The organism is Planococcus wigleyi (assembly GCF_014836985.1).
Lineage (GTDB): Bacteria > Bacillota > Bacilli > Bacillales_A > Planococcaceae > Planococcus > Planococcus notacanthi.
Genome location: NZ_JACSPU010000005.1, coordinates 1 through 21,230 on the forward strand (window position 1 = coordinate 1; position 21,230 = coordinate 21,230).

Annotated in this window: 16 protein-coding genes and 2 riboswitches; of the genes, 1 reads left to right on the forward strand and 15 read right to left on the reverse strand. The window is 44.6% G+C overall.

Annotation, left to right across the window (positions count from 1 at the left end):
* Positions 1–471: 471 nt before the first annotated feature.
* The 14 genes from H9630_RS13805 to ilvD form a co-directional block, all read right to left on the reverse strand.
* Entirely contained in the window at positions 472–1,809 is a 1,338-nt protein-coding gene (locus tag H9630_RS13805) for an NCS2 family permease (RefSeq protein WP_191716080.1), read from the reverse strand.
* Between the two features lie 116 nt (positions 1,810–1,925).
* Positions 1,926–2,027: riboswitch (purine riboswitch) on the reverse strand.
* A 116-nt stretch (positions 2,028–2,143) separates the two neighbouring features.
* Positions 2,144–3,682 (reverse strand): glutamine-hydrolyzing GMP synthase, encoded by a 1,539-nt coding sequence (guaA, locus tag H9630_RS13810; RefSeq protein WP_191716448.1) that lies wholly within the window; start codon positions 3,680–3,682, stop codon positions 2,144–2,146.
* 125 nt (positions 3,683–3,807) lie between these two features.
* Positions 3,808–3,909, reverse strand: a riboswitch (purine riboswitch).
* Positions 3,910–3,941: 32 nt separating this feature from the next.
* Positions 3,942–6,125: a transglutaminase domain-containing protein gene (locus tag H9630_RS13815; RefSeq protein ID WP_191716081.1), complete on the reverse strand. Its 2,184-nt coding sequence runs from the start codon at positions 6,123–6,125 to the stop codon at positions 3,942–3,944.
* Entirely contained in the window at positions 6,122–7,336 is a 1,215-nt protein-coding gene (locus tag H9630_RS13820; RefSeq protein WP_191716082.1) for a DUF58 domain-containing protein, read from the reverse strand. Before H9630_RS13820 ends, H9630_RS13815 begins: the two co-directional genes overlap by 4 nt.
* A complete protein-coding gene (locus H9630_RS13825; RefSeq protein ID WP_191716083.1) occupies positions 7,333–8,283 on the reverse strand; it encodes an AAA family ATPase in 951 nt (316 codons plus the stop codon). The genes H9630_RS13820 and H9630_RS13825 overlap by 4 nt, the downstream gene beginning before the upstream one ends.
* 157 nt (positions 8,284–8,440) lie before the next feature.
* Positions 8,441–9,271, reverse strand: coding sequence for an ammonia-dependent NAD(+) synthetase (nadE, locus tag H9630_RS13830; protein WP_191716084.1), 831 nt, complete (start codon positions 9,269–9,271; stop codon positions 8,441–8,443).
* An 11-nt stretch (positions 9,272–9,282) separates the two neighbouring features.
* The gene (locus H9630_RS13835; protein ID WP_191716085.1) at positions 9,283–10,752 is read right to left on the reverse strand and encodes a nicotinate phosphoribosyltransferase; all 1,470 of its coding nucleotides are present in this window, start codon (positions 10,750–10,752) and stop codon (positions 9,283–9,285) included.
* A 508-nt stretch (positions 10,753–11,260) separates the two neighbouring features.
* Positions 11,261–12,703 carry an aldehyde dehydrogenase family protein gene (locus H9630_RS13840; protein WP_191716086.1) on the reverse strand — a complete coding sequence of 481 codons (1,443 nt, stop codon included), beginning with the start codon at positions 12,701–12,703 and terminating at the stop codon, positions 11,261–11,263.
* A 19-nt stretch (positions 12,704–12,722) separates the two neighbouring features.
* Entirely contained in the window at positions 12,723–13,478 is a 756-nt protein-coding gene (locus H9630_RS13845; RefSeq protein ID WP_191716087.1) for an SDR family NAD(P)-dependent oxidoreductase, read from the reverse strand.
* A gap of 16 nt (positions 13,479–13,494) precedes the next feature.
* Positions 13,495–14,568, reverse strand: coding sequence for a tartrate dehydrogenase (locus H9630_RS13850; RefSeq protein ID WP_191716088.1), 1,074 nt, complete (start codon positions 14,566–14,568; stop codon positions 13,495–13,497).
* A gap of 18 nt (positions 14,569–14,586) precedes the next feature.
* Complete coding sequence (locus H9630_RS13855) at positions 14,587–15,855, reverse strand: TRAP transporter large permease (RefSeq protein WP_191716089.1); 1,269 nt, start codon at positions 15,853–15,855, stop codon at positions 14,587–14,589.
* 2 nt (positions 15,856–15,857) lie between these two features.
* Positions 15,858–16,328: a TRAP transporter small permease gene (locus H9630_RS13860; RefSeq protein ID WP_191716090.1), complete on the reverse strand. Its 471-nt coding sequence runs from the start codon at positions 16,326–16,328 to the stop codon at positions 15,858–15,860.
* A gap of 123 nt (positions 16,329–16,451) precedes the next feature.
* Entirely contained in the window at positions 16,452–17,465 is a 1,014-nt protein-coding gene (locus H9630_RS13865) for a TRAP transporter substrate-binding protein (RefSeq protein ID WP_191716091.1), read from the reverse strand.
* A gap of 324 nt (positions 17,466–17,789) precedes the next feature.
* Complete coding sequence (gene ilvD / locus H9630_RS13870; protein ID WP_191716092.1) at positions 17,790–19,475, reverse strand: dihydroxy-acid dehydratase; 1,686 nt, start codon at positions 19,473–19,475, stop codon at positions 17,790–17,792.
* Positions 19,476–19,802: 327 nt separating this feature from the next.
* Here ilvD and H9630_RS13875 point away from each other — a divergent pair, with 327 nt between their 5' ends.
* Positions 19,803–20,303, forward strand: coding sequence for a GNAT family N-acetyltransferase (locus H9630_RS13875; RefSeq protein ID WP_191716093.1), 501 nt, complete (start codon positions 19,803–19,805; stop codon positions 20,301–20,303).
* A 54-nt stretch (positions 20,304–20,357) separates the two neighbouring features.
* Here the strand turns inward: H9630_RS13875 and H9630_RS13880 are convergent, their stop codons facing one another.
* Entirely contained in the window at positions 20,358–21,023 is a 666-nt protein-coding gene (locus tag H9630_RS13880) for a GNAT family N-acetyltransferase (protein WP_191716094.1), read from the reverse strand.
* Positions 21,024–21,230 lie beyond the last annotated feature (207 nt).

A 21,230-nucleotide genomic window follows, 5' to 3' on the forward strand; every position in this document is an offset into this window, starting at 1 on the left:
TCAGTAAGTTTTGCGCGGGCCGTTTTGCGCGGCCGTTGCTGTATGTTGACGTTTTGCTGTTCAGTTTTCAAGGTTCAGTTTGTCGCGCTCACTTGCGACTCAATTAATATACCATGCTTGCATTTAAGAGTCAACACTATAAAATAGATTTTCGCACAACTTTATTATAACAGAAAATTCTTAATAAAAAGATTACAAAAACGTTACAAATTTGAAAGGAAATCCACTCTTTACATTCAATCTTCCCCCTAACTTTCAATAGCTTCCCACAGCTGGTCCGCAATTGAAATTCCTTCTATAGAAAGCCCTCTAAAATCTTCAGCTTCTAAGTCTTCAAACCTATTTTCCAATAAACTTTCCTCAATTAAAACCTCAATAGATTTAAAGCTCCTTCTATATAGTAGAAAGCTCAGAAATTCAGTCAACTTAAAAAGAAAAAGCCTGCCGTTAAAACCGGCAGACTTTTTTTGCTTACGCTATGAAAATGAAATAGAGAATGAAAATCACAAACAACCCATACATAATAGGATGAACTTGCTTCCCTTTCCCAGCTACAATCATCGTAATCGGGTAGAAGATAAAACCGATTGCGATCCCTGTGGCAATACTATAACCAAGAGGCATAGCAATCATCGTCAGAAACGCTGGAACGGCAATTTCAAATCTCGTCCAATCTATTTTCCCTAAAGCCGAAACCATCAATACACCTACAATGATTAATGCTGGTGCTGTGACTGCACTTGTGATCACTTCAAGCAGTGGGTAAAAGAAAATCGAAACCAGGAAAAGCAGGCCAGTAACAACAGCGGCGAATCCTGAACGGGCACCAGCCGCAACTCCTGAAGTGGATTCAATATAGGAAGTTGTTGTTGACGTTCCGAAAATTGCTCCACTTACTGTAGCAATTGAATCAGCCATCAGCGCTTTGCCCGCTCTCGGCAGTTTATTGTCTTTCATTAACCCTGCCTGATTGGCTACAGCTACTAATGTGCCAGCTGTATCAAAGAAATCGACGAAGAGGAAAGTCAATACTACTACAAGGAACTGAATGTTCATCAATGAACCGAAGTCGTTGAAAATCGGCTCAAGCGCTACACCAAAAGTCGGCGCCATGCTCGGTACGTTGAAATCTACAATAGCGCTCGGCAAATTGACGACTCCGAAAATCATTCCAACTATTGCTGCAATCAGTATTCCAAAAAAGATTCCGCCTTGAACGCCGCGGACCATAAAAATGACTGTGACCACCAAACCAAAGATCGCCAGCAACGCTGAGCCAGCCGAAAGATCTCCGAGCCCGACCAAGGTATCGGGATTGCCCACAATAATTCCCGCATTCTGAAACCCGATAAATGTAATGTAAAGCCCAATGCCGGCACCTACCGCATATTTCAATTCAGCAGGGATAGCATTGATGATCAATTCGCGAAGACCGGTTAACGTAATGAGAATAAATATAAGACCGGAAAACAGTACGCCTGTCAAAGCTGTTTGCCATGGAATCCCATAAGTCAGAATAACCGTATAAGCAAAGAATGCATTTAAACCCATTCCTGGAGCAAGCGCAATTGGATACTTTGCCAGGATCCCCATAACCAGACAACCAATCGCTGCAGCCAAAGCTGTCGCCATAAAGACAGCGCCGTAATCCATCCGTAAAGCATCATCAAGATCCGGAACTGATTCCAGCGTTAACGTCAACGGGTTGACGACAAGTATATAAGCCATCGCTAAAAATGTTGTTAAACCTCCGATAATTTCGCGGCGGTAATTCGTCCCCAGTTCTTCAAACTGAAAATACTTTTTCATTCTGATTCCTCCGAATGCCTGCGTATAAATTCTACAAAAGAAAAACGCATACAGCAGATTGCCGTATGCGTTCGATTTATCCTTTCACTTGAAAACTGAAAGGCACCCTACTCTTCACTTGAGCGGATTAAAATCGTAGTCGAGTCATTTACGGTAACTCGGTAGAAACTTTCGGGCCATATCCCCGACATTATACGACAAGCTTATTTAATTTCATTAGTAATATATCATGTATAAAATGAATTAACAAGATTAAACACGAACATTTATATAAAATAAGCAAATAAAGTTCGTAAAAAAGATGCCAGCTTAGTTAGCTGACATCCTTTGTAGTTTATTCCCATTCAATAGTTGCAGGTGGCTTGCTCGTAATGTCATACAGCACACGGTTGATGTGGTCGACTTCGTTGACCAATCGGACACTGATTTTCTCAAGCACTTCCCAAGGGATGCGTGCCCAGTCAGAAGTCATTCCGTCAATTGATGTGACTGCACGGATACCGATAGCGTAATCGTACGTCCGGGCATCGCCCATAACACCTACACTGCGCAGATCCGGCAACACAGTAAAGTATTGCCAAATATCACGATCGAGACCAGCTTTGCTGATTTCATCGCGTAAAATCCAATCGGATTCACGGACAATCTCCAATTTTTCTTCAGTGACAGCCCCCATGATGCGGATGCCTAGGCCAGGACCTGGGAATGGCTGGCGCCAAACAATTTCGTCCGGCATGCCGAGCTCTGTCCCTAGAACACGTACTTCATCTTTGAATAATGTATTCAATGGCTCGATCAATTTAAACTGCATGTCATCAGGCAATCCGCCTACGTTGTGGTGAGATTTGATGGTTTGTGCAGTTGTTGTTCCACTTTCGATGATATCGGTGTACAAAGTTCCTTGTGCAAGGAAATCCATGCCTTCCAACTTCGAAGCTTCGTCATCAAAGACATAGATAAATTCATTGCCGATAATTTTGCGTTTTTTCTCTGGATCCGTAACGCCTTCAAGTTTTTTCATGAAGCGGTCGCGTGCATCGATTTTGATGACGTTCATGTTGAATCCGTCAGCAAAAGTTTTCATAACGCTCTCGGCTTCTCCTTTGCGAAGTAAACCGTGATCCACGAACATGCACGTCAATTGATCACCAATCGCTTTATGAATCAAGACAGCCACTACGGATGAATCTACTCCACCACTAAGTGCGCAAAGAACTTTTTTGTCGCCGACTTCTTCACGAATCTTTTCAATTTCCAAATCGATGTAATTTTCCATCGACCAGTCATCAGTCATGCCACAAACATCGTAGACGAACTTGCGCAGAAGATCGTTTCCATAAATCGAGTGACGCACTTCCGGGTGAAATTGAACACCGTAGAATCCGCGGCTTTCGTCAGCCATTGAAGCGATCGGACAGCCAGCACTTGTTCCAATCACATCAAATCCCGGAGGTGCAGCAGTGACCAAGTCACCGTGGCTCATCCAGACAATCTGCTCTTCCGGAAGGTCTTTGAAAATCTTGCTCTCTTTCGTCAACTTAAGCTCTGCTTTACCGTACTCGCGGTTTTGGGATTTCTCCACATTTCCTTTCAAGTGCAACGCCATCAGCTGCATGCCATAGCAAATCCCCAAAATCGGCAAGCCCATTTCAAAAATCGCTTCATCGATAGAAAAAGCGTTTTTATCGTAAACAGAATTCGGGCCGCCAGAGAAAATGATCCCCGTAGCGTTCATATCTTTGATTTCTTCAGCTGTGACAGTATGTGGATGCAGCTCACTATAAACACCAATTTCACGGATGCGGCGAGTGATCAACTGATTGTATTGACTTCCGAAATCCAAAACGACGATTTTTTTCTGTTCTTTCAACATTGGACTAACTGGCAAAACCTTCACCTCTTCTATTCAATTCAGGTCTCAAAATAGCAAAAGAACGCGAAAATTGGACCTCGCGTTCTTCTGCTCTACATCAAAAAGGCGAATGCACATGTCAAAAAGCATGCGTCATCCACCTTCATAGTCAAGTCATTTCCGGGGACTTGGTAGAGACATCCGATCCATATCACCGGACATATATGAGGGCACCTGTAATCTTTAATTTTCTCAATTGTACAAGCTACATGCTGTAAAATCAACCGCTTGTCCGATTGATTAAATTTTCCCAACTTTCCCTTAACTTAAGCCAGTCAACAGATTCAGCATTGCCTCCATAAACTGCACGTTCATATGCTTCGGTCAGCTCAGTCATTTCCCGTGTTCCAAAAAACGAATCAATGTATGCGGCATAGGATTTCAAGGTTTGGCCCGGCCTTCTATGGATGCCATACAAATCCAATTGCTTCAAAAGCCGCAAATACGCTTTTTCAAATTGTCCACTCCCACCACCGCTTTTCCGGTAATAGGAAACCAGTAGCTTGGGCATCCATTTACGGCGAATCTTAAAGAGAACGGATGCAGCAACACTCACTCCAAGCAATCCCCAAATCAATTTCCAGCGATTTTCTGAAATGAAATCTGCAACGCGTTCTCCAAATGAAGGACCGGCTGCAACAGCCGTTTCTTCTTCCTCAGCTGTTTGAGGATTATCTTCAAGGGGAAGTTCTTCTGGTTCAGGCTGTACCGGATCTTCCGCATCCAGCTCTAAATCGAAATCGATGGAAGCAGCGCCAGTAAAGCCGATAGTCGGTTCGAACAGCATCCACCCGACCCCAGGCATATAGGCCTCTACCCAAGAATGGGCATTATTGTTCGTCACTTGATACGTATCAATCTCGCCAGTGGTCCCGATCAGTTCTCCTTCATTGAAGCCTTTGACCCAACGGGCAGGAATATCCAAAGAACGCAGCATCACTACCATGGAACTGGAAAAATTATCGCAATACCCTCTTTTGGTTTCAAATAAGAACTGATCTACATAATCCTGATCAGCTTCAGGTACAGGAATATCGGATTGGCTGTATTCAAATCCGGAGATACTGAAATAACGTTCTACAGCACGTGTTTTATCATAGACAGTTTCTGCCCCTGCCGTAATTTCAGCAGCCAGGTTTCTGACGCGTTCCGGCAGTTCATTGGGCAATTGCAAGAAACGGTCGAAATCGCCCGAAAGCTCTGCTAAATCTTCATCGCTCGTTTCCCGTAATGCAGTTAAACTATAACTGGGCTCATTGAAAGCTATTTCATACACTTCAGGCTCAAATTCCTGTCCATTCTGATAGGTTTCAAATCGTTGATCTGCCGGGCTGTATTGATAATCCGGTGATTCTTCCATGAAAAAAGAAGCAGTCCCATAAGGATAAAGAACAAACGGAAAATCTTGCTCCATCGACAAGATAGCCAAATCCAGTTCTTCTTCAGCCGGATCAAAGCCGGTATCAACCGTTTCGTCATTGCCATAGAAGATGGACTCATCTACGTTTTCGGTTAATTCCCATCCTTTTGTCGTGTACACATCTTTCGACTCGACTTTCCAGTACTGCCCTTCTGATACCTCTGCATGAAAAGCTACAGTATCGTCACCAATAAAGGATCCACCGAGACGCGAATCATCGACTCCGTATCCGATACGGCCAACATTGCCCCCCATCCCCGCGCCTCCTTGTCCGGAGAATGAAGTGATAAACGGCACAGGATCAGGCCAAATCGGGCCGGCTTTAGGCAGGTACAAGGCTAAAGCCGTCGATACTGCCACCACTAAAACCAGGGGCACGGCAAAGGCAGCCAATTTTTCCGTCCGCTCCAGAATGCGGTGCCCTTCCATCCAACGGGCCAAATGCAATAATCCGGCTAAAAGCAGGCCGATCACCATGATGCGGACAATTGCCGCGTCTCCGGAATAAGGGCTGAACGTATCCAGGACTGCTATGAAAATGACCGTCAGCAAGTAAAATAAAAAGATGCTTAATCTGAAACTTACCCAGTAATGAATCAAATAAATAGCCATCCATAATAAAGTGAAAAATAATACCGTACGGAAAACATCCGTTGTCTGTGCCCAATTTTGAGACATCAGAGCAGTAAAATTAACACTGAAATCCGTTCGGAGAAATGAAATGGCTTCGCCGGTAAAGAACAAATTCCCTGTATAGACGTAGACAATGAACCAGAGAATATAGAGAATTTTGATGGGTCCTGAAAACCACCAAGGCGCTCTCAAGAAAGCCATTAATAAACCGGCAGCGATGAAAAACAGAAACAATGCTTTATGGCCCGTTTCAGTCAGTACAATGACGGGCGTCAGCCATTCGGCAAGCATCAGAAAAACCAGCACATACAAAACAGCCATGAACAGTTTGTTTTTTCTTATGGAAGTCATTGTCTGCTCACCTCCGTAAACACCGCTGCAAAGTTCTCTGGACTCACACGCCTGACAATAAATCCTTTCGAGCGGGCAAACTGGTGCACGTCTTCCTCTTTCTTACTTAAAGGTTCACCTTTATTGGCGATGACCAGACAGGTACAATTGCTGAGGCTTTTCGCATTTTTTCGGATGGCCTGAACCATGTCTACCGACAATTCGCTGGTCACGTAGAGCAAACTTGATGTATTCATCCGCTGAAGCTCGCGGCCAATGGCCTGTTCTGCCGACTTGTCCAAGTCATCTTGTACTTTGGCTAAATGATACATGACCCGCTGCAAATGCTCTTCGGTTTGGATAATCGGGAAATAATTTCGAGTGTGTCCGACCGATAGATAAGCGACGCTCGAATTGGCGCGGACGATTGACTGCAGAATTGATGCCACAAGCTCCACCTGCAACTCGAATTTTTCTGAACTTCTGCGGTCATCCAGCAAAAATAAGTCCTGCGACTGGCGGTCTTCGAATTCTTTCGTCCGCAAAGTTTGGGTACGCGCGTATGATTTCCAATGAATCCAGGACACTCGGTCCCCTGGCTGATAATCACGGATTCCGCTTGCCATGGTGGTATCTTTTACCAGCGTAAAAGGAGCAGCCGTCGATCCTTGATCATAACGGGATTCCATTGGACGATAAGCGATTTCCACAGTATTTGGATACACAAGCACCGTTTGTTGAATCGGCAAAAGGCGGCTTTTTTTCACCCATCCAAAAAAATCAGCAATTTCCAGATGAACACCTTCCAACACATGCTCACCTCTCGGCATCTGCTCCACAGCATATGTCCAGGAAACCTTTTTCCGAAATCCAGGGACAATCATTTTTTGCTGTTGGCCAGCCAGCCTCTTATTCAAGGAAGGCGAATTGGTTTGTTCGCTTACCACTGTATAAAGCAAAGGGAAAGGGTACTTTCGGTAAATGGTAGCAGTGGCGGAAAAATCCCCCCCTTGTCTAACCTGGGCAGTATGTATTTCCCGATTGGCTTCAACGTCCTGCAAAGGATAGAAAGTAAGCAAAATCGAATACAAAATAAATGGCAGCGCCATATAAAAAATGAACCAGCTGACAAATCCTCCTTGAAACATGGCAAAAGAAAAAGTAAGGAAAAGAATGAACACCACAAGAATCAGCCGGCCTGAAAGACCCGTAATTTTTTTCAACCGATTCATTGGCCAACAAGCCTTTGGACAGGCACACGGGTTTTCGCTAAAATACGTTCAGTAATTTCTTCGGCGGTTATTCCATCATAACGAGCTTCCGACCGCAGCATGATGCGATGGCCGAAAACAAACTTCGCCAAATATTGCACATCATCAGGCGTTACGTAATTTCGTCCTTTCAATAAAGCATAGGCTTGGGAAGCTTTCATGAGTGCGATGGATCCACGCGGGCTTACCCCCAAATAAACATAGGAATCTTGACGGGTCTGTCTGGACAAATCAACAATGTAGCTGCGGATGGTTTCGTCCACTTTGATCGTCTTCACCTGTTCCTGCAGTTCCAGCAATTCATTGAGCGAAATGACGGAAGTCAGTTCTTCAATCGGAGCAGCAGACTGCGCGCGGTTCAACACTTCCATTTCTTCTTTAGGCGTAGGATACCCCATCTTGATTTTCAGCAAAAAGCGGTCGAGCTGCGCTTCCGGCAACGGATAGGTCCCTTCATATTCGATAGGGTTTTGTGTGGCCATGACAAAGAATGGTTTAGGAATCTGCATTGTGACACCATCAATGGTCACAGAAGCTTCTTCCATCGCTTCGAGTAGGGAAGATTGTGTTTTCGGGGAGGTTCTGTTGATTTCATCGGCTAAAATGATGTTGCCCATAATTGGACCGGGCCTAAAATGGAATTCCATGTCTTTCGGGTTATAAATGGAGACACCGATTACGTCCGATGGAAGAAGATCGGGTGTGAATTGTATGCGCTTAAAATCTGCTCCTACAGATTTTGCCAATGCACGGACCAACATCGTTTTTCCAACACCGGGAACATCCTCAAGCAGGACATGGCCATGCGACAGCATCGCGACAATGCTGAGTTCAGCAATATTGCGTTTGCCGATGATGACTTTTTCGATATTATCAATTACCTGTTCCAATCGCTCTTTTGCGTTCATCTATGGTTCCCCCAATATAAATCAGAAAATGTTTGAATTGTCACAATCTTATCGTAATCATAACGAATAATGGACAAGAACTCAACTACACGGATTGTTTCATCGGACCTTTTTCCCAAAGAAAAAGCAGGGACTCCCAAAGGATCCCTGCTGTTCTTCACTTTTTCCAAAAATCATCAAATATTGTAATTGGCAAATGACGTTTATGCTGCGTTCTCAAATAATAACCTTCCAATTTTTCCTGAGCATCTGTTGGGATCTTTTTGCCTTCCAAATAATCATCGATCATGTCGTAGGTTAATCCAAGAGCCACTTCATCTGGAATTGCGGGTTTGTCTTCCTCCAGATCCGCAGTCGGGATTTTCGTGTACAGATGTTCCGGAGAACCAAGTTCCTTCAGCATTGCCCGCCCTTGGCGTTTGTTTAGGCGGACTAACGGCGTCACGTCAGCAGCGCCATCTCCGAATTTCGTGTAAAATCCAGTGATGGCTTCCGCAGCATGATCCGTTCCCAATACCACTGCATTATGCATCGCCGCTACTGAATATTGGGCTTTCATCCGTTCACGCGCTTTTTCGTTGCCTTTAATAAAATCGGTCAATTCAATACCGGCCGCTTCCAATGCGCGGTCACTGGCATCAACAGCTTCTTTGATATTAATCGTGTACACTTTCGTCGGCTGAATAAATTCCAGCGCATCTTTCGCATCGTGTTCATCGAATTGGACGCCGTACGGCAATCGCACTGCGTAAAATCCGTACGTATTATCCCCTGTTTCTTCATTCAACTGATCGACAGCCATCTGAGCCATCTTTCCAACTAATGTAGAATCTTGTCCACCAGAAATCCCCAATACGTATCCTTTTAAAAACGAATGGTGCTTCAGGTATTCTTTCAAAAATGAAACGGTACGCTCGATTTCTTCTTTTGCTTGAATGGAAGGCTGAACTTTCAGCTCTTCAATGATTTGCTGCTGTAAAGTAGACATTTGACTCCTCCTCAGTCTCCGATATAGTCATGAACCGCCTGCCGAACCTCTTGAATGTTCTTCATCTTATTGTCCCAACATTTCTGGCTGAGATCTACTGGATATTCCTCAGGGTTCAATGAGCGCTTGTATTCATCCCATAACAGTTCCATGTTTTGAATCCCGTAGAGCTGCATTTCCTTAAGGCTTGGATTGTCATAGATAACTTCACCATTTTCAATGACTTTCTGATGAATGTTGACTGCATCGAAATTCGTTACAAATTTCGAGACAAATGTATGGACTGGATGGAACATTTTCAAGCGCTCCTCAGAAGCAGGATCTTCATCTTGCATGGCAATGTAATCACCTTCTGATTTCCCATTTTCCCTATCTATGATTCGGTAAACGTTTTTCAATCCGGGTGTGGTAACTTTTTCTGCAGTTCCCGAAATTTTAATGGTATCTTCCATTTCGCCGTTTTCATTTTCAATAGCCACAAGTTTATAAACAGCGCCCAGAGCCGGCTGGTCATAAGCAGTGATCAGCTTTGTCCCAATTCCCCATGCATCAACACGTGCGCCTTGCGCTTTCAAGTTCAGTATTGTGTATTCATCCAAATCATTGGATACCACGACTTCAGCGTCAGGGAAACCGGCCGCATCCAACATTTTTCTTGCCTCTTTAGATAAGAAAGCAATATCTCCACTGTCCAGGCGAATTCCCTGGAAGTTGATCTGGTCGCCAAGTTCCTGTGCCACTTTTATGGCAATGGGCAGGCCTGATTTCAAGGTATCGTATGTATCGACTAAAAAGACGCAGTTTTTATGTCGCTTTGCGTATGCACGGAATGCTTCGTATTCATCTTTGTAAGCCTGCACCATTGAATGGGCATGCGTTCCTGCTACCGGAATTCCGAATTTTTTCCCTGCACGTACATTACTGGTCGCTTCAAGACCGCCAATGTAAGCTGCACGCGTTCCCCAAATAGCCGCGTCCATTTCCTGTGCGCGTCTTGTTCCAAATTCCATTACCTTTTCTTTTTTCACAATTTGCTTGATGCGACTCGCTTTCGTCGCAATCAAAGTTTGGTAATTGACGATGTTTAATAAGGCCGTTTCGATCAACTGCGCTTCGACAAGCGGAGCTTCCACACGAATCAACGCTTCGTTTTGGAAAACCAATTCACCTTCAACAACCGAATAGACAGTACCCGTAAATCGAATGGTACGTAAATACGCAATAAAATCTTCTTTATAGCCCAGCTCTTCGTGTAAATATTTCAAATCACTTTCTGTAAACTTGAAGTTCTTCAAATAATCCAGCACACGTTCCAACCCAGCAAAAAGTGCATAGCCATTGCCAAACGGCAATTTGCGGAAAAACAATTCAAATACCGCTTTCCGATTGTGCATGCCATCTGCCCAATAAGCTTCCGACATATTGATTTGATATAAATCTGTATGTAGCGCCAAACTGTCATCCGTATAATGCTTATCCATAAGAATCTCCTTCTTCCGCATCCGTAATGCCTACAATTATACACCAATACTGGTGTGACAATAAATAAAAGCTATTTGCCTGCTTTTTAATTGGTTTGAGGGCATATGACCAAAAGGCAATCGATTTCGTGTTATACAGTTTTGGTAAGCATCCTGCAGACTAACTCTTTGACACCCATGAATAAATGTGAGATACTGAACTAGTTAACACAAAGGTAACTGGTAAATTTTGATAATCTGGCATTCTACTATAGAAGTTTTTGAGAATACTTATTCACACTGGCGCGATTTAAGGATCGCAAGGACGTAAAAGAAGGTAGGGTTTACGTTGCTTAAGTTAGAAAGCAACCAGTGGAACAATGACCGCGGTACTGGAAGTAACACTTTCAATGGAAATGATTCCCCGATAACACGGGTTGAAAAATTGAGTCAAAATAAATTATAGTTACCTTAAACAAACAAAGGGATGTCCTCTACACAGAGGGCATCCCTTTTCCAATTCCATGCGTTAGTACTTCAGCGCTACATTTTTCAAGATGGTGTAATTGCGCAAAGCTTCGAGCCCTTTTTCACGGCCAAATCCACTTTTCTTATAGCCGCCAAATGGCATTTGAACCCCGCCGCCTGCACCGTAATTATTGATGAACACCTGGCCTGCACGAATTTTGCTGGCTATACGATGGGCCCGCGCTCCATCTTTTGTCCAAATTCCTGTTACCAATCCATAGTCTGTGCCATTAGCCAGATCAATCGCCTGCTGCTCTGTATCAAATGAAAAGGCAGCAACCACCGGCGCAAAAATCTCTTCCTGCGCGACATAGCTTTTCGGAGCCAGGCCATCGATGACGGTCGGCTGGAAAAAGTAGCCGTTTTCAAGGCCGGCAGTTTCCTGCCGCTGTCCTCCTGTTAGGAAAGTTGCCCCTTCTTTATTGGCGACATCCATGAAATCCAGAATTCGGTTGAATTGTTTTTCATTTAAAATCGGGCCCAAGTCAGGGTCATCTACTCCTTTTCCGATTTGGATCGCCTGCATTTTTGCTACAACTTTTTTCAGGAATTCATCCTTAATCGATTGCTGCACCAGAAGACGTGAGCCCGCTGAACAGGTTTGTCCCGCATTTTGAATGATGGACCGCACAACCCAATCCACCGCTTCTTCCTGATCACAATCTTCGAAGATGAGGTTCGGTGATTTCCCGCCCAACTCCAACGTCACCGGCTTTACATTTTTAGCCGCACCCATCATGACGGCCGATCCTGTTTGGACAGAACCCGTGAAGGTAATGTGGTCAACATCCGGATGTTCGGAAATTGCCGACCCTGCTTCAAAACCATAACCTGTCACCAAATTGAATACGCCTTTCGGCAAAGCAGTTTTATCAAAGATCTCCGCCAGTTTAATGGCAGTCAACGGGGTATCTTCCGCTGGTTTGGCAACAACGGTATTGCCGGTTGCAATCGCAGCCGCCGTTGAGCGGGAAATGATCTGCAGTGGATAATTCCAAGGAATGATATGGGCAGTAACGCCAATCGGCTCCCGCAAGGTATAATCCAGAATCCCCGGTTGAACTGGTATGGTTTCCCCAAAAATTTTATCCGCCATTCCTGCATAGTACTCGAAATACAGCGCCGATGCCTCTACATCTTTACGTGCCTGCGTTAATGGTTTTCCGGTATCCAAGGTCTCCAGCAAAGCGATTTCTTCCGCATCTCTCCTCAATGCGTCAGCCACTTTATGCAGAATCCTCCCTCTTTCAATCGGGGGAAAGGATTGCCATTCCTCTGATTCAAACCGGTTGCGTGCCGCTTGGACCGCTGCGTCCACGTCCTGTTTTTTGCCTCTTGGAATTTGCGCCAGCACTTCGCCGGTACCCGGATTTATTGTTTCAAAATGTTCCTCTTCGGTACTGTCCAGCCACTGGCCATTGATATACATCTGTTGTTTTTTCACGTTTTTCACCTCTTTCCAATTAAATTCCGCGTCCTCCATCAACGTTCACTACGCTGCCCGTCATCATTTTCGCCAAATCAGAACTTAAGTATAGAACACAATTGGCAATAGCCTCAGGTGTAATCAATTCACCGAGGGGCACACTTTTACGGAAAATATTTTCTTTTGCTTCGCCTTCATTGCCGCCGGCTGTGGTGAATTCACCCAGCATTTTAGTATCGGCTGGCCCTGGATTGATGGCATTGACCCGTATGTTATACGGAGCCAATTCAATCGCCAGCGCTTTCGTCAAAGAAATCGTTGCTCCCTTAGAAGCTACATATGCATTCAATCCTGGTCTTGGCCGATCCACGGACACCGATGCGATGTTGATGATGGATCCGTTTTTTTGCTGTTTCATATAAGGTACAACCGCTCGGGAAGTTAAAAAGACCGCTGTCGAATTGATGGACATGATACGCTCCCAGTCTTTCAATGAAACTTTTTCGATATCTGTTGCCGCTTGGGCAATGCCGGCGACATTGGCCAATACGTCAATCTGACCGAAAGTTTCCGCTGTTTTTTTTATAGCCGATTCGACACTTTCCTCGTCTGCCAAATTTCCTTGTATAACCAGCAATTGTTCAGGATATCGAGATTCCAGTTCGACTAGGCTGGCAGTTTGAATATCGATCCCCGCCACTTTTGCGCCTTGTTCAAGAAATTGTTCGACAACCACTTTTCCCATTCCGCCTCCTGCGCCTGTTACAATCGCCACTTTCTCATTTACATTCATTTGAGTTCCTCCGCTTCTATTTAACAATCAGCTGTTGAACCTTTTCCGCAATCGCCGAGCCAAGCTCCTGCGTCGTTGAAGTTCCGCCTAAGTCCGGCGTCAGTACCCGGCCTTCTTGCAATACTTGTTCAATGGCATCGACAATTGCCGTGGATAGATCCGGCCGTCCCAGATGATCCAGCATTAGAGCGGCTGACCAAATTTGTGCAATCGGATTAGCGATTCCTTTTCCAGCAATATCCGGTGCTGATCCATGAATCGCTTCAAACATGGAAGGAAATGTCCGGTCCGGATTGATGTTGCCTGACGGCGAAACACCTAAGCCCCCTACTAAAGCAGCTCCAAGATCCGTCAATATGTCTCCGAATAGATTCGATGCCACCACTACTTCAAACGATTCCGGACGCATCACGAAATAAGCTGCCAGCGCATCGATAAAATTGCTTTCGAGTTCAATCTCGCCATAGTCTTCTGCTACTTCCTTCACGACTTCATCCCATAACTTCATCGAATGGATAATGGCATTGGATTTCGTGGCGCTTGTCACCTTTGATTTTTTGTTTTTTCTGGCATATTCAAAGGCATATTTAGCGATGCGTTCTACACCTTGCTTCGTAATGACAGTGTTTTGAATGGCCATTTCTTGGGACTGCTGTTGATAAAGCCGTCCCCCGATATTTGAATACTCTCCTTCCGCATTTTCACGGAATACCATAAAATCAATGGGCTGTTCATTTTTCAAAGGAGATTCAATACCCGCCAAGCGTCTGATGGGGCGCATATTGACATATTGCTGAAAGTTTTTCCGAATGGGCATAATCAATTCCCAAATGGTGATTTCATCCGGCACCCGCTTATCTCCCACTGCTCCAAATAAAATGGCATCAAAGCTTTTCAATTGATCCAACCCATCTTCCGGCATTATCCGACCGTGTTCCAAATAATACTCACTGCCCCATTCGAATGGCCGAAATTCGATTTTAAAATCAGGATCCTGCTGTTTCAGCGCTTCCAGCACTTTGATAGCTTCGGCAGTTACATCCGGTCCGATTCCATCCCCCGGAAGAACCGCTATTTTATACGTTGTCATAAACTCTCCCCCAATTAGTTAATCTCCAAGAAGGAATAAGCTGATCCCTGGAATAAACGAAATTATAATGACATCTACAATCATGATCAGAATAAACGGAACAATCGCTTTCAAGAGACTTTCGAATTTTGTTCCTGCGATATTAGCTGCAACAAATAAATTGACGCCTACTGGCGGTGTAATGAATCCAATTCCAAGGTTGACAATCATAATGATTCCGAAATGGACCAAGTCAATGCCCAGGGCACTGGCGATAGGCACGAGAATCGGCGTTAAAATGATGATGGCAGCTGAAGTTTCAAGGAAAACGCCGCAGATCAGCAATAACAAGTTAATGATCAATAAAGCGATGATCCAATTCTCGGTAACCCCGAGCATCAGCTCGGTCAATTCAGCTGGAATCCGTTGCCGCGTCAAGTAATAGCCGAATACGGAAGCTCCCGCAATGATGAACATGATGACCGCTGTCACCACGACGGAGGAAGAAAATATATGGATAAGGTCTTTAAATTTGATTTCCCGGTAGATAAAGATCCCGACAATCAATCCGTAGACAACTGCCACAACGGCTGCTTCCGTCGGAGTGAAGATCCCCCCATAAATCCCGCCTAATATGATGACCGGCATCATCAAGGCCAAGAAAGCATCGAAAAACGCTTTAAAGAAATCTTTGAAGCCGAATTTTTCGCCTCCGCCATACCCTTCTTTCAAAGAGATCAAATAAACCAACAGAATGAGCGACACCATAACGAACAGTCCAGGAACAATTCCAGCGATAAATAAGTCACTCACCGAAACACCGGCTGCTACTCCATAAAGGACGAGCGGCACACTCGGAGGAATCATAATCCCGATAGTTCCCCCTGCAGCTTGGATTGCTGTTGCAAAACTTTTGTCGTAGCCTTTATTGACCATTGCCGGAATCATCAATGCTCCGACTGCTGCTGTAGTGGCAGCAGCCGAACCTGAAATAGCCGCAAAAAACGCACAAGCGACAATTGAGACAATGCCTAGTCCCCCTTTGACACGGCCGAAAATAACATTGGCCAAATGAATCAAACGCTGGGAGATCCCTCCGCTTTCCATCAATTTCCCTGCCAAAATAAAGAAGGGAATAGCCATCAAAGGGAATGAATCTACAGAGTTGAACATCCGTTGAATGATCACAATCAACGATACATTGCCATCGAGAAAGAAGACAAGAGTAGAGGCAAGCCCAAGAGCTACTGCAATTGGAACATTTATTAAAAATAACACCATCAATAAGATAAACAGTACCAATGCCATCTTCAGACACCCCCGCTTTTAAAGTCTTTTGAAAACTGCGAGGCCATATTGATAATTAAAATCGCACCACTCACTGGAATGACCATATAAATCATCCCCATAGGAATTCGTAACACCGGCGATAATTGTGACATCCCTTGCATCGCCAAGTCATAGCCTTCTATTACCATCAACAGGAAAAAAAGCAGACTGGCAAATGTCGCGATGATGTAGAGTGCTTTGCGGATAGAGAGGCTAAATAAATTCACAAAAAATTCCATCCCGATGTGCGCCTTTGAAGACATTGCATAAGCTGCTCCTAAAAAAGTCAGCCAAATCAAGCTGTAACGTGCCAATTCTTCAGTCCAGGCAAGCGGTGAATCAAGTGCAAAGCGGAAAATCACCTGCAGAAAAACCACAACGACCAACAAAGCCATCAAAAGGTTCAATACGTGCTTGATGCCCCAGTTCATGTAATCGACTAATTTATTCATCGCCTTTCCCCCGATAGAAAAAAGAGAGAATAGATTCTCTCTTTTTCAGATTTCCTTATATCTCCATGCTTTAACGAACAATAAAGATAAAGAAAACTTCTGTTAAAAGTTTTCCTCGTTCAATTATTGGGCGTCCAGAATTTCATTGAGCAGATCCTGGTGCTCGATGGTTTCATAAACCGGTTGAACCGCTTCCTGGAAAGGTGCAGTGTCGATGTCTTCGATGATTTCCACACCGTTATCTTTCAAGTTCTGAATGGATTCCTTCTCCATTTCGACAATCAAATCACGTTCTTTCGCTCCTGCTTTTTGCCCCTCTTCGACAACGATGTCACGCAAATCTTCAGGCAGTTCGTCGTATGTTTGCTGGCTCATCATATAGATGGCAACGGAATAAACATGTCCTGTTAAACTCATATATTTCTGATTGGCATCGTAAAGACTGAACTGATCTGCGACAATTGCCGGATTTTCCTGTGCATCAACAACCCCTTGTTGCAAAGCTGTAATCGCTTCAGTCCAAGCCATTGGTGTCGGCTGCGCACCTAATGCCTCAAAAGCAGCTAGATGAATTTCATTTTCCTGTGTTCTGATCTTCAGGCCTTTCAAATCTTCAGGAGTTTCGACTGGACGTACTGCATTGGTGATGTGGCGATAACCATTTTCTCCCCATGATAAGCCGATAATGCCGTTTTCCTCCATTTTGGCGAATAACTCGTCTCCAATGTCGCCTTCGAGAACCTCTACTGCGGATTCACGATCTTGAAAAAGGAATGGCACATCCAATACGCCCAACTCCGGCACAAAGTTAGTGACTGGTGCGGTTGAAGAGACCACCAAATCGACTGTCCCCAGTCCCATTCCTTCAGTCAACTCACGTTCCGCACCAATCTCACTGTTCGCGAACACTTCAATTTTTACTTGGCCATCTGTACGTTCTTCTACCGCTTCAGCCATCTCTAAAAAGCCGATATGGTAAGGGTGGTCATCTGGCAGCGAATGTCCAGCTTGAAGGACATAGGTTTCTCCTGAGCTTCCTTCTTCTGAAGATGAACTGCTATCGGAACCTCCACATGCCGTTAATGCTAAAACACTGGCCATCATCACCGAAATAAATCCGAACTTCTTCTTTGCCATACTTTTGCTTCCCCCTTTTTTATCGCGCTTTACCGATGAATTGAATGCTCTTATGGAAGTTGGGCATCCATTCCTCGTGAAAGTCCATATGGTGCGTTACATTTCTGCGGAATATAAACCCCTGCAGAATAGAGCTTTTTAATTTAACTGGTAATCAGCAATTTCATAATCCAGCTGACTTCTTCAGTTTCCAGCAGAAATAGCATTAGATTAAGCAAGATAGGCCTATGATAAGAGCACAGCTCCAAAACAATATTTTATTCAATATTTCGTCTATTTAGATCAGAACAACTCAGCGGGAATGTGAACTCCCACCGAGTAAACTTATCGATTCAAATAATCTGTAACTGCTCCTTTTGAAGAACATGACACGTTATGTGCGTATTTTCCAAGAACACCTTTTTTATGAAGCGGTGGCGCTACCCATTGTTTGCGGCGCTCTTCCAGTTCTGCTTCGGAAACATCCATGGAAATTTCCTGCAACTCCGAATCGATTGTCACCAGATCGCCTTCCTGTAAAAAGGCGATCGGCCCGCCAACTTGTGCCTCGGGTGCAATATGTCCAACTACAAGACCGTGGGTTCCCCCTGAAAAACGCCCGTCAGTCAGCAAAGCGACGGATGCGCCCATGCCTTTACCAACCAGAATTGCAGATACCGATAGCATTTCCGGCATTCCCGGACCGCCTTTTGGTCCTACATAGCGGATGACCAATACGTCTCCATCGTTGATTTCATTGGCCATAACGGCTGCCGTTGCTTCTTTTTCGTTATTATAAACGCGAGCAGGACCTGTGTGCCGTTTCACTTTTACGCCGGACACTTTCGCTACTGCGCCGTTCGGCGAAAGATTCCCTTTCAGGACGATCAGGGGACCATCTTTGCGTTTCGGATTATCGAAAGGCATGATGACTTTTTGCCCTTCCTGCAATCCAGGCGACTCCTGAAGATTTTCAGCCACTGTTTTGCCTGTGACCGTCATGCAATCTCCATGAATATAGCCTGCTTCAAGCAGCATTTTCATGACTGCCTGTACTCCGCCAACCTCGTGCAAGTCCTGCATGACGTATTTGCCGCTCGGCTTCAAATCGGCCAAATGCGGAACCGTCTTCTGCAGGCGGTTGAAATCGTCGATTGTCAAATCAACTTCCGCTGCATGCGCAATAGCCAGTAAGTGCAAGATAGCATTTGTTGAACCGCCAAGCGCCATAACAACGGTGATGGCGTTCTCGAACGCTTCTTTCGTCATAATGTCTTTCGGATAAACTCCCAGTTCAAGCAAGTTATGTACTGCTGCTCCAGCTTTTTCACAATCCGCTAGCTTTTCAGGAGATACTGCCGGGTTCGAAGCGCTCCCCGGCAAACTCATGCCCATCGCTTCAGCCGCAGATGCCATTGTATTTGCAGTATACATGCCGCCGCATGATCCTGCTCCTGGACAAGCACCGCATTCGATATTGCGAAGCGTGTCATCGTTGATGTCTCCATTATTATGCTGGCCGACACCCTCAAATACCGAAACAATGTCGATATCCTGCCCATTGTGGCGTCCAGGCGCAATCGTACCACCGTACACAAAAACAGCTGGAACCTCTGAATTGGCAATGGCGATCAAGCAACCCGGAATGTTCTTATCACATCCGCCGATGGCCACTAAACCATCCAAACTTTCCGCCCCTACTACAGTTTCAATCGAATCGGCAATCACATCGCGGCTTGAAAGAGAATATTTCATGCCTTCGGTTCCCATGGAAATTCCGTCAGACACTGTAATCGTATTAAATATGAATGGGACACCCCCAGCTTCTCTAGCACCTTTTTTTGCACTGATCGCCAAGTCGTCAATATGTATATTACACGGTGTCACTTCGCTCCATGTGCTCGCGACACCAATCATCGGTTTCTTGAAATCTTCATCTGTTACACCCACTGAACGAAGCATGGCACGGTTCGGTGCTTTCATTGCCCCTTCACTAAAAACCTTACTGTTGATGCGCAAATCTTTTTTCATAATTATCCTATCCTTTCTTTTCTATTTATTATAGAGCACATTTGTCAGAATTCAACGAATAAAAAAATAATAATTTCATTATTTTTATAATCGTCAAATAACTTACACATGTATGCGGTTTCATCAATAGCTTCTAAATTCCTTTCTTGCTGTATGCAATATATTTCTTTATAATTACCTTGTCTACAATAACTTTGTGAAAGCAATATAGTTTCATTCACTGTCTGAAGCATTAGTGAATCCGCGTTTTTATGAACACACTTGGAATCACGTTATTCCCCGAACAATTTAAAAGAATCAGAAGTGCAAGCTAAAGGAGATGATCATGTGTTGATCCGACAAGCTAAAAGCAGTGAATTTTTTTTATTGAAAGAACAACGATTGTCTTCCTATCAGCCATATAAAGAAGTCCTTACACCAGAACATTGGGAAATGCTGAAAGCCAATTTAGCTTCCACCAACGACCAGGATCCTGGTGTTGAAGTATTCGTCGCAGAAATTGATGGCCACATTGCTGGCAGTGTGGCCCTGTTTCCAGCTGAGTCCATTGCATATGGATGGGATACCCAAAAGATTGAATATCCTGAAATCCGCATGTTGGCTGTCAGTGCAGAATTCCGTTCCCGAGGCGTCGGCAAAACTTTAGTCGAGCATTGCATCGATATTTCTAAAATTCGCCGGCAAAAGTTCGTGGGTCTCCATACCGGCAGTTTTATGGAAAACGCCATTGCACTTTATGAAAAAATGGGATTCCAGCGTGTACCTCAACTTGACTTTGCTCCTCTTGATGACGGCATCGTCGTTCAAGCGTTTCGTTATAATCTATAGCTATAAAAAAACAAGCCATAATTTCTATGGCTTGTTTTTTATAGCTACCCAGTTTTACTGGCGAAATGGATTTTTCCACTCCATCAGCAATGCGTAATCGGCAGATTCTTTGTCTTCTACATAATTGGACACCACTGCTACCGGCGTTCTCCCACAACGCAGAAGAAACGAAATCACGGGATCTTTCAGCTTTCCGCCGATGACTTGTTCTGCGTACTGTTCGGCTGTAAACCGGTCAGAATAATTATGGTATCCGGGCATTCTGCCCCCGCCAAGCAGACGTTCCAGCCCATCGTGCACCACTCGCTCATACATCGCCTGCATCAGAAGCTGCCCCAATTTCAACGACCGGTATTTCGGATGAACACAGATATCAACGATATACAATGTCGCACCATCCGCCTTATGGTTTTGGATATAGCCGTTGTCCGTCGCCTCTTGCCATGTGTGCTCCGGATGAGCAGGATCAAAATCCGTCAACAATGCCGTCATCGAACCCACTACTTCTCCTTCAACTTCAATGCACAGTGATCCTTCTGGATACAGAGCTACATGACTCGCCAATTGTTGTTCATTCCACCAGAGATCTGAAGAGAATGGGGGCGGAAAACTTTCCTTTTGAATGGCAATCAAATCCGGAAAATCAGACTTTCCATAATTACGGATCTCTGCCTTCACCGGCTTGTCATTGTCAAAGACATATTGCTTCTTGCTATACACATTCCTCTCCCCTTTCTTAATCTCTATCATACGATATCGCTGCTTACAGAAACCACCATGCTTCCTGGCAACGGGAGTTTTTCCATGAAAATGGCTACAGGCAAACTCAGTTAGAATGAGTTTGCCTGTAGCCTGAAAAATGCTCAAAGTTGAGCTGCTATTTATTGAACCGATTAAATTGGCGGCAGGATATTTGGACCGCCGATG